The 13,424-nt window shown below is 32.0% G+C and carries 10 protein-coding genes and 1 pseudogene; 4 read left to right on the forward strand and 7 right to left on the reverse strand.

The window, feature by feature from the left end; translation table 11 throughout:
* Nucleotides 1–47: 47 nt before the first annotated feature.
* Both ACVCZW_RS08190 and ACVCZW_RS08195 read right to left on the reverse strand, forming a co-directional pair.
* Nucleotides 48–998 carry a bifunctional helix-turn-helix transcriptional regulator/GNAT family N-acetyltransferase gene (locus ACVCZW_RS08190; RefSeq protein WP_452232130.1) on the reverse strand — a complete coding sequence of 317 codons (951 nt, stop codon included), beginning with the start codon at nt 996–998 and terminating at the stop codon, nt 48–50.
* Between the two features lie 359 nt (nt 999–1,357).
* On the reverse strand, nt 1,358–2,380 hold the full coding sequence (locus ACVCZW_RS08195; RefSeq protein WP_452232131.1) for a formimidoylglutamase: 1,023 nt from the start codon (nt 2,378–2,380) through the stop codon (nt 1,358–1,360).
* Between the two features lie 132 nt (nt 2,381–2,512).
* On the opposite strand from ACVCZW_RS08195, the gene ACVCZW_RS08200 reads away from it, so the two are divergent.
* Nucleotides 2,513–3,397, forward strand: coding sequence for a chromosome partitioning protein ParA (locus tag ACVCZW_RS08200; RefSeq protein WP_452231231.1), 885 nt, complete (start codon nt 2,513–2,515; stop codon nt 3,395–3,397).
* Between the two features lie 172 nt (nt 3,398–3,569).
* Here the strand turns inward: ACVCZW_RS08200 and ACVCZW_RS08205 are convergent, their stop codons facing one another.
* From ACVCZW_RS08205 to fumC, 4 genes are all read right to left on the reverse strand, one after another.
* Nucleotides 3,570–3,713, reverse strand: coding sequence for a hypothetical protein (locus ACVCZW_RS08205; RefSeq protein WP_452232132.1), 144 nt, complete (start codon nt 3,711–3,713; stop codon nt 3,570–3,572).
* A gap of 265 nt (nt 3,714–3,978) precedes the next feature.
* Nucleotides 3,979–5,214 carry an imidazolonepropionase gene (hutI, locus tag ACVCZW_RS08210; protein WP_452231229.1) on the reverse strand — a complete coding sequence of 412 codons (1,236 nt, stop codon included), beginning with the start codon at nt 5,212–5,214 and terminating at the stop codon, nt 3,979–3,981.
* An 85-nt stretch (nt 5,215–5,299) separates the two neighbouring features.
* Nucleotides 5,300–6,739 (reverse strand): FG-GAP-like repeat-containing protein, encoded by a 1,440-nt coding sequence (locus tag ACVCZW_RS08215; RefSeq protein ID WP_452231228.1) that lies wholly within the window; start codon nt 6,737–6,739, stop codon nt 5,300–5,302.
* Nucleotides 6,740–6,840: 101 nt separating this feature from the next.
* Complete coding sequence (fumC, locus tag ACVCZW_RS08220) at nt 6,841–8,238, reverse strand: class II fumarate hydratase (RefSeq protein WP_452231227.1); 1,398 nt, start codon at nt 8,236–8,238, stop codon at nt 6,841–6,843.
* Nucleotides 8,239–8,540: 302 nt separating this feature from the next.
* On the opposite strand from fumC, the pseudogene ACVCZW_RS08225 reads away from it, so the two are divergent.
* Nucleotides 8,541–9,380, forward strand: a pseudogene (locus ACVCZW_RS08225) (helix-turn-helix domain-containing protein).
* A gap of 148 nt (nt 9,381–9,528) precedes the next feature.
* Here ACVCZW_RS08225 and ACVCZW_RS08230 read toward each other — a convergent pair.
* On the reverse strand, nt 9,529–10,704 hold the full coding sequence (locus ACVCZW_RS08230) for a dicarboxylate/amino acid:cation symporter (protein ID WP_452232133.1): 1,176 nt from the start codon (nt 10,702–10,704) through the stop codon (nt 9,529–9,531).
* A gap of 491 nt (nt 10,705–11,195) precedes the next feature.
* On the opposite strand from ACVCZW_RS08230, the gene ACVCZW_RS08235 reads away from it, so the two are divergent.
* Both ACVCZW_RS08235 and ACVCZW_RS08240 read left to right on the forward strand, forming a co-directional pair.
* Nucleotides 11,196–12,698, forward strand: a complete 1,503-nt coding sequence (locus ACVCZW_RS08235; protein WP_452232134.1) for an aldehyde dehydrogenase family protein — start codon at nt 11,196–11,198, stop codon at nt 12,696–12,698.
* Nucleotides 12,699–13,224: 526 nt separating this feature from the next.
* On the forward strand, nt 13,225–13,398 hold the full coding sequence (locus ACVCZW_RS08240; RefSeq protein ID WP_162838505.1) for a hypothetical protein: 174 nt from the start codon (nt 13,225–13,227) through the stop codon (nt 13,396–13,398).
* Nucleotides 13,399–13,424: the final 26 nt, after the last annotated feature.

Genomic DNA, 13,424 nt, shown 5'->3' on the forward strand with positions numbered 1-13,424 from the left:
GGTTAAAAAGACGTTTCTACTTTAGAAACGTCTTTTTTTTGTTCTATTTACAGCGGATATTCCATTTTAATATCACAACGTTCATAAACGCAATTTGCTTCCACAGGTACTTCAATAAAACCGAATTTTCTATAAATGTAGATGGCATTTTCCAATTTTCGGCTAGAGTAGAGTAGTAGTTTTTTAAATTCTTGTTCTTTGGCAAAGTCTAGGCAATGTTGCATGAGTTTCTGTCCTATTTTAAAGCCTCTGTGTTCTGGCGAAACTGCCATTTTTGTTAGTTCGAACGTTCCTTTTTCTTGTATTGGCATTAATGCAACGGTACCAACAATTTCGTCATTTAATTTTGCGAAAAATATATACCCGCCTTTATTTATAATATAATTTTCAGGTTCGCTTAATACTTTTTTATCATAAGGTTCTACCTCAAAATATTTTTTTAACCATTCCATATTTAAAGTATAGAAATCGCTGGCATACTTGTTCTTAAAAGCGATAATTTCTAATGCTGTTTGTGTTTTCATTTGTATTTTATCTATAATTAATTGACTCATACATTGCGTATTTAATTTACTTTCTAGTCTATTTAAATGTTCTATTAAAGAAGTAGAAGCATCTGTCGTAAAATCTTTTATTACTAGATCAATTGCATTCCAAATTGGATGGACTTCGATAAGAAATTGTTCTCCTTTTTTTGATAGCTGAATATTCTTTTTTCTTTTATCTGTTTTAGATGCGGTTACCGTTATTAATTCTTTTTTTAATAATTTATTAATAGACTGAGTAATTGCAGGTTGTGATATGTTTAAAGAGTCGTTTATTTCGGTAGTTGTGACCTCTTTTTTATTCGTAATAATCTTAAATACAGGAAATAAATAGGGATCAAAATCTAGGTTAAAATAAGTATAAACTAGCTTCGTTTCCTTCATCATTGACTCACTTATTCGTTTTAATCTAGAACCTATTCCTAATTCTCCAAATCCCTGTAATGCATCCATAATATAAACAGTTATATAAGTACTTATGTAAAATTAATGCTAAATATTTTATTTTCCAAAGGAAATCTTTTATTTAAGGAATATTATTGCGAAAAACAGGAGTAATATAGATATAGTAGATATAAAAAAGGTAAGATTAAATATAGATTTATCCGCGACTTTTTTGCGTATTAAATCTACAATCATCCAAACTGGGATTAAAAAACTCAATACAAAAGCAGGAGTAGAGAAGACTTTAGAAAATGCCGAGAACCAATTGGATCGCACTTGATTAAGTTCCATAAATACTAGTGTGATTACAAATACAAAAATTATAAATGTAAGTCCTAATCGGAAAAGTTCTAACTTAATTTTTGTCATTATTTTGCGGTATTAGATCTAATAAAATCGGTAATAAAATAGCTTATTAATTTACCAACTTGTGTTTCGTTTTCTGGAGTAGCGACTGCTTCACAAATATGCAAGTACGTTGCGTTTTTATGTTTTGCAAAATAATCTATAAAGTTTCTAGCTTTGGTAACCGAAAACCCACTTGGTGTTTTGGCGCTACTAGGTATGTTTTCAATAGCGTCACAATCTATTTCAATTCCGAAAGGTTTGCCCTGTACGTGTTTTAAAGCGCGTTCCATTTCTGTTTTGAACTTAAGTTCTTTCCTTATAGAAATAGCTTCAAACGTATTAAAGGAAATCCTTTTTTGTTTAGCAATTGTGTTTAAAATGTTTTGTGAATTATAGTTTTCATGCAACCCAAAAATAAAGTAATTATTTAAAAACCCTTCCGCGAAAGCGTACCTAAAACCATTACCACTATGTCTACCTTCTTCTTCTCTAAAATCGGTATGTGCATCAAAATTCACAACATTTACAGCGGTATTTAAAGCGAGCGAACTTCCTTTAATATTACCATAAGCGTTGTTATGTCCGCCACCAATAATAATTGGTATTTTACCAGATTTCACTATAGTATGTACTAAATTAGACACCTGTTTGTCTATTTTTTGCACCATTTTTCTAGCTTTGGTTATGTCTTTGCTTTTGGTTTGATCTAATTTTTCTAGTTTTTCTAAGGCTTCATTAAAATCTAAATGTCCTAAAACAAGGACTTTATTAGCATGTGTAAATTGGTTACTCTGTATATTTAACAAAATTTTAATTACGGCTTCAAATGTAGTGGAAGCGCCTGATTTTCCGTGATTTGCAAAAACGCCTACGTCTTCCGGTAAGCCAATCAAAACATAGCTAACATCTAAATTTATAAGTTGCTCGTATATATTGGAAACAGTAGTTAGTACTTTAATGTGTTCACCAAATTTAGATTCTTTTGGTCTTTTACTAAGCAAGCTTTTTAGTTTTGTGTCGTTAAATAAAACCAATTTGTCCATAAAATGAAGTCTGTTTTTTTAAGTAAATAAAAGTACATTTTTTTTATACGAAACAAGAATTATAATATTAAATAATAAATATATTTGAAACAACAATTACGCTCTAAATTTTAACCTTAAAAACAAGTAATTATGACAGATAATAAAAATAGCATAGGATTAAAAGTAGCTTTAGGTATTGCATTAGCATTATTTTTAGGAACTGGATTTTATACTTCTACTTTATACCAAGAGAAAAAAGAAAATGAAGTGCAGCTTACTAAAGAAAAGCAATTAGTAATGAATGATTTAAGCAATATGGCAAAACAATATGATATTGCTATTGGTGAAAATGATATAGCTAATGAAAAATTAATTGAAGCTAAAGAACGTATTCAAGGACTTATGGATTCTTTAAAAGTATCGGAAGCAAATGTTGGGAGCTTATGGAAATACAAACAAAAGTACTTATCCTTACAAAAAGAAATGGATGTTCTTTTAGTGGAAAATGATAGATTGAAAGTGGAGAACCAATTGCTAGCAACCTCTTTAGATAGTACTAAAGTTAGACTAGAGCAACGTACTATGTTTACAGATTCTTTATTAGTACAAAATACAGCTTTAGCAGAAGTGATGGAAACGGCATCTGTTTTAAATACAGTCGGTTTAAAAGGATATGGCGTAATAGAACGTAGTTCTGGTAAATTAATTCCTACAGAGAGAGCAAGACGTGTAGATAAGATTAGAGTTTGTTATACGGTTGCTAAAAATAGATTAGTACAAGCAGGAGATCAAGAATTTTATGTGCAAGTAATAGGTCCTGGAAATAATATTTTAGGTGAAAATGCACAAGTTCAATTTGAAGACCAAATTTTAAACTATAGTGTTATTAGCAAGTTTAATTATGAGAATAACTCTTTAGACGTTTGTGAGTTTGTTACCGCAAGAGGAGATAACGATTTTGTAAAAGGACGTTATGTAGTTAATGTTTTTAATGAAAAAGAATTAATTTCAAGCGACGAGTTTTCTTTAAAATAATAGTTAGTAATTAATCCATTTAAAAGTCTGAGACTATTTCGTTTCAGGCTTTTTTATTTGCATAATTGTGTAATACAAGCATCTCTAGTATTCCAAATTTCTTGAAAAGTATATGGAGCGTTTTTAAAAGAAATCCTGCTTTTAATGTAGTTTTATATGTCCTTCGGAAGGATTATTTCTTCCAATAGAATTGCATATTAAACGATGTTTGACTTTCTTGGTTTCTAGTAAAATCCATTAGTTGGTCTTTAAACTTCAAATAGGTATGTGCTTCAGGAATATATGCTAAGTTATAATTTGCTAAAATTTCATCCATTCTTAAAGTATTCGTTTCTTTCCTATTATAAATACATAAACAAAATGGAATCTTCGCTACTTTATTTTCAATAGCAATTTCTTTTAAAAATACATGTTTAGTAGAACAAGTTCCTTTATTTTCTTTTTGAATAGCGATGAAATTACTTTAGTTTATATTTCTTCCGTAAGGTAAATGTTTTGTGTATTCACAAACCGAAATAAAATCTGTTAAGCCTAAAGCAATTCAGGATTTGGATAATGGTTTTAAGGCATTTAATACAAAATTATAGGATGCTTCCATTTATAATTACGGTGTCTATATTATTTTCGCCAAAAGCGTAAGGTAAAAAGTTGTAGCTTGGTACTTCTTTGGTTATAATTAGGTTTGCTTTTTTACCTCTAGTAATACTTCCGTACTGATTAGAAATTCCCATGGCATACGCACCATTTATAGTTGCTGCGTTTATCGCTTCTTCTGGTGTCATTTTCATTTTTATACAAGCAGTACTTACCACAAAATTCATGTTTCCGCTAGGTGTAGAACCAGGATTATAGTCTGTTGCTAGAGCTAAAGGTAATCCTGCATCTATTATTTTTCTGGCCGGCGTATATGGTATACTTAAAAAGTAGGAGCAGGAAGGTAGTGCTACTGCAATGGTATTACTTCCTTTTAGGGCTTGTATGTCTTCGTCTTTTAATTCTTCTAAATGATCTACAGAAAGTGCGTTATGTTTTACGCCAAGAGCAATGCCGCCAAAAGCGTTAAATTGGTTGACATGGATTTTAGGCGTTAAGCCATGTTTTTTTCCTGCGGTAAGTAAGCGATCTGTATCTTCTAAACTAAAGTAGCCTTTTTCGCAAAAAACATCTATATAATGAGCAAGTCCTTCTTTTTCAATTTGAGGAAGCATTTCATTAATCATTAGATCTAGATAACCCTTTTTGTCTTCTTTATATGCTTTTGGTAACGCATGAGCACCTAAAAAAGTAGCTTTTACTTTTATAGGAAATTCTTTTTTAATGCGTTTTATAACGCGAAGCATTTTTAGTTCTGCTTCCACAGTTAAGCCATAGCCAGATTTAATTTCTAAAGCTCCTGTACCAAGCTTCATGACTTTGTGCACGCGTTGAATAGATTGTTGGTATAAATCTTCTTCGGAGGTGTTTTGAAGCTTTTCTGCTGAATTTAAGATTCCACCACCACGATTTGCGATGTCTTCATAACTTAGACCATTAATTCTGTCTACAAATTCCTGTTCTCTATTTCCTGCATAAACGATGTGCGTATGCGAGTCACACCAAGTGGGTAGTACTATTTTTCCTGTGGCATCTATTACTTTATCAGCTTCTATAGATGTTAAGTCTTGCATACTACCATAGGCTACAATGGTATCATGCTCCATGTAGATATATGCGTTTTTAAGGCTTGGAAGTGTTTTCATATCGCTTCCAGAAACCTTCAAAACGTTGGTATCTCTAACTTGTAGTAATTCTTTAATATTGGTAATTAGTAAGGACATAGATTGTATATTAAAGCCTAAATTTAAGGAAATAAAAAAGCGTTGGCAATATGCCAACGCTTTAAATTTTATAAAGTGTAGAAGTTTATTGTTTTACAAACTTGTATGATTCAGTGGAATTATTAACTCTAATAGTATATAATCCGCTTGCTAAACCAGAAACATCCATATAATCATTAGTATTTATAGTATGTGATATTATTTTTTTTCCTAAAACATCATAGACTGATATATCCAATGGTTCTGTATTAGAACGCTTAAAATTAAGTATATCCTTTGTCGGATTTGGATATATTGTTAAATCAGAAAAGGTATTTTCTTCCATACTTAAAGTAGGCAAATTATTTTCTATCCAATCTACTGTGCTACTAGCACGACCAACGGTACCGATATCCTTTTTGCTGTCTCCATTAAAATCATTTACAGTAATATCAAACATTTGATAATTAGTATCTACAATTAATTCGTGAGATGTACTTGGATTTGCATTACTTGCACCTTTAAACCAAATAACGGCATCATTACCTGTACCACTATCTGTAAGTATAACATCATTAAAAGAATCACCATCCATATCAGTAACAGCAATAGCTCCAGGTCTAGCAATTGTACTTGCATCAGAAATGGTGTGTGTTGTAGAAGCTCCATTTTTTATTTTATCAAACCACTGAACATCTCCAGATGAATTATCTACTTTAACTACATCCATTTGGCCATCATTATTTACATCTGCAAACTTAACTACAAATAAATAAGAACTTCCTGTATTAACAGTTACCGCATCTTTAATCCAAGACACAGTGCCAGTTTCTACGAATTGATTATAAAATATTTCGATTGGCTGTCCAGCGCTAAAATAACCGACTAAAACATCTAAATCACCATCATTATCATAATCTGCTAAATCTGTATAATATGGAAGCGTATAAGGAGAAGTAGTGTCCTCTTCAATATCAGATTGAACAGTAAAACCACCCATTCCGTTTCCAGCATACCATTTAACTCTACTAGCGGCAGGTGCCGTTGCGTTATAATAATCCACTATAACTATATCAGTAAAAGTATCACCATTAATATCACCAGCAACAACTTGAGCTGGTTCACCAAGCATATTATCAACTGCTACTTCAGGTCCAAACCCTCCAGCTCCATCACTTAAAAAGTAAACTAGTTTGCCTTGGTTAAGAGAAGTTGCAATGATATCATCACCAAATTGGCCATCAATATCAGCAATTATAAGACCATCTACCCAAAGAATAGATGATGATAAAGTTGGTTCAATTGAAAAGTTTCCGGCTCCATCATTTTTATACCATTTGATATAATCTTGTATTGGTGTACCGTTATTATAATGATAAGTAGCCATAACAATATCCATATCTCCATCACCATCAAGATCCCCAGATGCAATCTCATAGGCGCCATCTCCAGTTGCAGGATCAATATTTTCTAATATCCAACTTTGGGAATAAATTAAATTGCTAGCAATAGTAATTATTATAATTGTAAGTAGTTTTCTTTTCATATGTTTTCGTTTTTTATGGTGCATGTTCTGTAGCTATTTATTTACAAATATAGTAAATAGCAAATGCGTACTTTTTATCGGTAAAATAAAGGGTGTAATCGTTATTTTAAGCCACCAACCATATTCTCAGGTTTTACCCAAGCGTCATAATCTTCAGCAGTAACGTAACCAAGATTTATAGCTTCTACTTTAAGCGTTGTTCCGTTTTTATGCGCTGTATTTGCAATTTCTGCAGCTTTGTAATACCCAATTTTAGTGTTTAAAGCGGTTACTAACATTAAAGAGTTGTTTAGTAATTCTTTAATAACAGCATGGTTAGGTTCAATTCCAGCAGCGCAATGTTCTTCAAAACTTCTACAAGCATCTCCAATTAATTGTGCAGATTGTAAAACGTTTGCAGCCATCATTGGCTTAAACACGTTAAGTTCATAATGTCCTTGCATACCACCAACGCTAACAGCTACATCGTTCCCCATTACTTGGGCACAAACCATGGTTAAAGCTTCACATTGCGTAGGATTCACTTTTCCAGGCATAATAGAACTTCCAGGTTCGTTTGCAGGTATAGTAATCTCTCCAATACCAGAACGAGGACCAGAAGCCATCATACGAATATCATTAGCTATTTTGTTTAAAGAAACAGCTAGTTGTTTTAAAGCCCCATGCGTTTCAACTAAAGCATCGTGAGCAGCAAGTGCTTCAAATTTATTTGGTGCAGTTATAAAAGGTAGGCCTGTAAATTCTGCAATAAATTCACTAACACGTTTTGCGTATCCTTTTGGTGTATTTAATCCGGTACCAACTGCTGTACCACCAAGAGCAAGTTCACTTAAATGTTCTAATGTGTTGTTTAATGCTTTTAATCCATGATCTAATTGCGATACGTAACCCGAAAATTCTTGTCCGAGTGTAAGTGGCGTAGCATCCATTAAATGTGTTCTACCAATTTTTACGACTTCTTTAAATGCTTCCGATTTCTTTTTTAAGGTATCTCGTAGTTTTGTTACTCCTGGAATGGTGTTTTCTACAATTTTCTTATATGCAGCAATATGCATTCCTGTAGGAAAGGTATCATTAGAGGATTGTGATTTGTTTACATCGTCATTTGGCTGAATGACTTTTTCTCCTTCGCCAATAACTTTTCCTGCAATTTGTTGTGCTCTATTAGCAATAACCTCATTTACATTCATGTTACTTTGCGTACCAGAACCTGTTTGCCAAATTACTAACGGAAACTGGTCATCATGCATTCCAGTTAAAATTTCATCACATACTTGTGCAATAAGATCTCTTTTTTCAATAGCTAAAGCACCTAACTCACAGTTAGTAAATGCTGCTGCTTTTTTTAAGTAAGCAAAACCATAAACAATTTCTAAAGGCATAGATGCTGTTGGACCTATTTTAAAGTTGTTACGAGAACGTTCTGTTTGTGCTCCCCAAAGTTTGTCTGCAGGAACGTTAACGTTACCCATTGTGTCTTTTTCTATTCTGTATTCCATAATATTGATGCTAATTTTAACGATGTAAATTTACGTATTTATGGTTTATTGGAGGATGTTTTTTTATGTTTATTTGTCAGAATATTATATGATTTTCGGAAAACGAATAGGAGGAATGTTTGAAGAAAAAAGGTAACTTCGCATCATTATAATGAAAAGAATTGAAATGATTTTTGCACTTTAAAGTGATAAAAAGAACAAGATGTTACGCTTCCTGAAATAGCACTAAACAAGTATTTCACAAAAATTGGTTAATGATTATTTAATTGGAAGAGATATAATAAACAGCAAAACAATACCAAATGCCAATAGAAAATATTCCTGAAATCTTCATTAAGGAAAAAAAAGAAAGTCTAGATTTATTTGTCTACGACTTTAAAATGACCAATGATGTTGTAAAAAGTAAGGTTAATTTAGGCATGAATATGTTCAGTTTTTTACAAGTTGGTAAAAAGCAAGTGCACTTTGCAGGAAATGCAGTTGCTGTAAATAAAGACCAATCCTTATTGCTTAAAAAAGGAAATTGGCTTTGGACAGAATTACTAGATACGGAAGCTATTTATTACTGTAAGCTTTTCTTTTTTTCGGAAAATAAACTCACCGATTTTTTAAGTAAGTACACCAACAATATAAAACCACAGAAAGAAGATGTGCCCTATTTTGTGATTGAAAATGACGATTATATTGCGGCTTTTATAAGTTCATTATCTTCTAGTACCTTTATAGATCATAGTTATAGTAATGCATTATTATCTTTAAAATTTGAAGAAATAATGCTTTATATGCTTAATAAGTATGGAGATAAATTTGAATATTATTTACATTCTTTAATTTCTAAAGAAGTTTCGCTATTCAAAAATACAGTAGAGAGTAATGTGCATTCTAATTTGAAATTGGAAGAAATTGCCTTCCTATGTAATATGAGTTTATCGACTTTTAAACGTCATTTTACAAACGAATATTGAGAACCACCTGGAAAATGGCTTCAAGATAAACGTCTTCAAAAAGCAAAAGAATTATTACAAGGTGGCGATTTAAAAGCTTCTGATATCTATTTGGATATTGGTTATAACAACCTTTCGAACTTTAGTGTAGCCTTTAAAAATAAGTTCGGAATTAGTCCAACAGATATTTCAAATTAAAGATAAACGATTCTCTTAGAGTAATAATTCTCTAGAATTATTTTAACAAATACAGTCTACGAAACTTAATATAAAACTTCCATTTAGCTGTTTTTTTAGGCTCCATAAGAGATAAAATACATAAAGATATTTAAATTAGTTTTTAAAACTAACTAACTACTTTTTCTTTCGTTATTTCATTTACGACTAAAGAAATAGCACCATCGCCAGTAACGTTACAAGCAGTACCAAAACTGTCCATTGCAATATATAAAGCGATCATTAATCCTAACATTTCTTCATCGAAACCTAACATAGATTGCAAGATACCAACAGCAGCCATAATTGCTCCTCCAGGCACTCCAGGTGCTGCAATCATAGCGATTCCTAAGACAAAAATAAATCCGGCAAAGAGTGTGAAATCAAAAGGCATTCCGTGTAAAATCATTAATGCCATAGCACAAGCCGTAATTTTCATAATACTACCCGAAAGATGAATTGTAGCACATAAAGGAATAACAAAACCTGCAATTTTTTCTGAAACACCATTTTTCAAAGCTTGTTCTAAGGTGACCGGAATGGTAGCTGCCGAAGATTGCGTACCTAATGCCGTAAAATACGCAGGCATCATGGTTGCTAGTAATTTTAATGGGTTCTTTTTGGTAAGAATACCTGCTATAGTATATTGAAGTACTAGCAATAAAATATGTAAGGCAAAAATGACTCCTATGATACTGATAAAAACAGAAAGGATGGAGAACACTTTTCCGCTAAAAGACATGCTCGCAAATATTCCTAAAATAAATAGTGGTAATAATGGTACAATTACGTTTTCTATTAATTGCATTATAATTTTCTGAAAATCTTTAACTACCGATTTTAAACTCGATTTCTCTTGTGCGGCCAATCCTAAACCAATTACAAAAGCAAGAACTAAAGAGGTCATTACATCTAATGCTGGTGGAATATTGATACTAAAATAAGGTAATAATTCACGACCAACATCGGTAATCTGAGCAGCATCATTAATATGAGATTCTAAAAGTTGTGGGAAAATGTTAGATGCAGTAAAATAAGTCATAAAACCCGAAAATAAGGTGGAGCCATAAGCAATACCAGCGGTAAGTAATAATAATTTACCGGCACCTTTTCCTAAATCGGAAATAGCAGGCATTATTAAACCCATGATAATTAACGGAATTGCGAAATTTAAAAATTGTCCAAAAAACGCATTGAAAGTTGTAAATACACGATTTATAGATTCAGGTAAATATTGTCCGAAAACAATACCTAAAACTATAGCTAGAAAAACTTTAAATAGTAAGTTTGAAAATATACGCTTCATAAGAATATGCTAATTAATAGAAAACAGTAACTGTTTCGCTGGAGGTTATTTTTAAGCTCGCTAATATACAATCAATCTTAGGATACCACATTTTATAAAGCCTTTTTTTAAGTATTATAATTCCCGTAGTATCGATATATATTTAACTGATTATTTGCAAGTAAAGCGAATTGGAGAAGATTATTATTTATTTGTTTTAGCAACACCTATAACTTCTTGTATGCCTTTGATTTGTGTTTTTAGAATAGGTGTTTAATTAGTTCAATGAATAATTTAAACCAAAACAATAATTAGTAAACCGATCATATATAGGTAGTTATGTTTATTTGTCGGGTTTTTGATTTCAAACGACAATATATTGACCTTTTTTCATAAGTTGTTGAACCGTATCAATAACTTAACAAGTATATACACGCTATACATTTGTATCCTAATTAAAAACGCTTGCTTTTAGTAAGTAGGAATTTAAAATAAAAATAAAATTTATAATTATGGCAAATGTAACAAAACCTGTATTCAAAGAAAGATACGGGAACTTTATTGGAGGTAAATTCGTAGCACCTGTAAAAGGACAGTATTTCGATAATGTATCTCCAGTAGATGGTAAAGTATTTACGCAAGCAGCACGTTCCACGCAAGAAGATATTGATCTTGCTTTAGACGCAGCACACGAAGCGTTTCCTTCATGGAGTACATCTTCAGCTACAGAACGTAGTAATGCTTTATTAAAAATAGCGCAAGTAATGGAGGATAACTTCGAATACTTAGCAACTTTAGAAACGATCGATAATGGGAAACCAATTCGTGAGTCTCGTGCAGCAGATATTCCTTATTGTATTGATCACTTTCGTTATTTCGCAGGTGTTATTCGTGCAGATGAAGGAAGTATTTCAGAACACGATAAAAACACAGTAAGTATTGTATTGCACGAACCTATTGGTGTTGTTGGTGAAATCATCCCTTGGAATTTCCCAATGTTAATGCTAGCTTGGAAAATTGCTCCAGCTTTAGCAGCAGGTTGTACAGCGGTTGTTAAACCAGCAGAACAAACGCCTACAAGTGTTATTGCTTTAATGGAACTTATTGGTGATATTTTACCTGCAGGAGTATTAAATATTGTAACTGGTTTTGGTGCAGAAGCTGGTGCGGCTTTAGCAACCTCTAAACGTATTGCAAAACTTTCTTTCACTGGTTCTACTGAAACAGGTCGTAAAGTTTTACACAATGCAGCAGAAAATATTATTCCAGTAACCATGGAGTTAGGTGGTAAATCTCCAAATGTATTCTTTCCATCTGTAGCAGATCATGATGATGATTTCTATAGTAAAGCGATTGAAGGTGCATTAATGTTCTCGTTAAATCAAGGTGAAATTTGTACTGCTCCGTCTCGTATTTTAGTTCACGAAGATATCGCTGACGATTTCATAGAAAAAATGAAAGTACGTTTAAAAGCAATCAAGACAGGAAATCCATTAGATCCAGAAACCATGATAGGTTCTCAAGTTTCTAAACCGCAATACGACAAAATTCTTGACTATATTAAAATAGGAAAAGAAGAAGGTGCAGAAGTGGTAGCTGGAGGAGATGCTGGTAACTATGAAGGGGAACTTTCTGAAGGATATTACATTCAGCCAACCGTTTTAAAAGGAAATAACAAAATGCGTATTTTTCAAGAAGAAATTTTTGGACCTGTTGTAGCATTAACAACATTCCGTTCTACTGAAGAAGCAATCGCAATCGCAAACGATACTCCTTATGGTTTAGGTGCAGGTGTTTGGTCTCGTGATGCGCACGAATTATTTCAAGTTCCACGTGCTATTCAAGCGGGTAGAGTTTGGGTAAACCAATACCATACATATCCTGCTCACGCACCTTTTGGTGGTGTTAAAGAATCAGGATTTGGTCGTGAAAACCATAAAATGGCTTTAGATCATTACCGTGTTGTAAAAAACATGTTAATCTCTTACGACAAGAAACCTATGGGATTCTTTTAATGCATTATTAGCAACTAAATTCTATGATAAAACCCCAGACCTTCTGGGGTTTTATCGTTTAAAGTTACTACGGCAGCGCGAATTTTTACCAGTATAGATATAGTATATTGAAAATATTTAATCCGAATTAAACTTAAGGAAGCCATTCGCTAAAACTTGAAATTTTATAATACCATGCTGTTTTTTTTCTAGTTTCTAGTAAAAGAATATTTTCATTGTGAATTAAATGAGAAGTGGTAGTTTCTAAATTCTAGATATTGGAATAGTTCTTTATATTCATACTTGCAACTCCAATTCTTCCTGCTTCTTTTGTTAAAGGGATTTTAGTTGTTATCGAAATGATTAGAAGGAATGAGATTGTTTTTTTTTAAATAATTAATTTCGGGAATAGGAATGGACAAGATGCTATCTTTTTAGCAAAAACATTAGTATTAATAATTCTGTTAATAATTCTACATTTTATATTGCATAAAAAAACACTTTGTTTTATATTTGCAATATTAACAAATAAGATACCAAAAAAATTATGTTTGAATTTGACCAATATTTAGGCTTTTTAGCATTCTTAACCATTTTAACTATAGGTTTCTGGTTAATGATATTTTTAATGACTTTTATTATACCTTACTGGATTGGTGGTTCTTTAATGGAGTTTTTAAAAGAAAAAAGAGACGAGAAAAAAGCTGCGCGTAACGCATAAGTTTTAAATTAATATATTAAAAAGGG

The organism is Lacinutrix sp. MEBiC02595 (assembly GCF_053601555.1).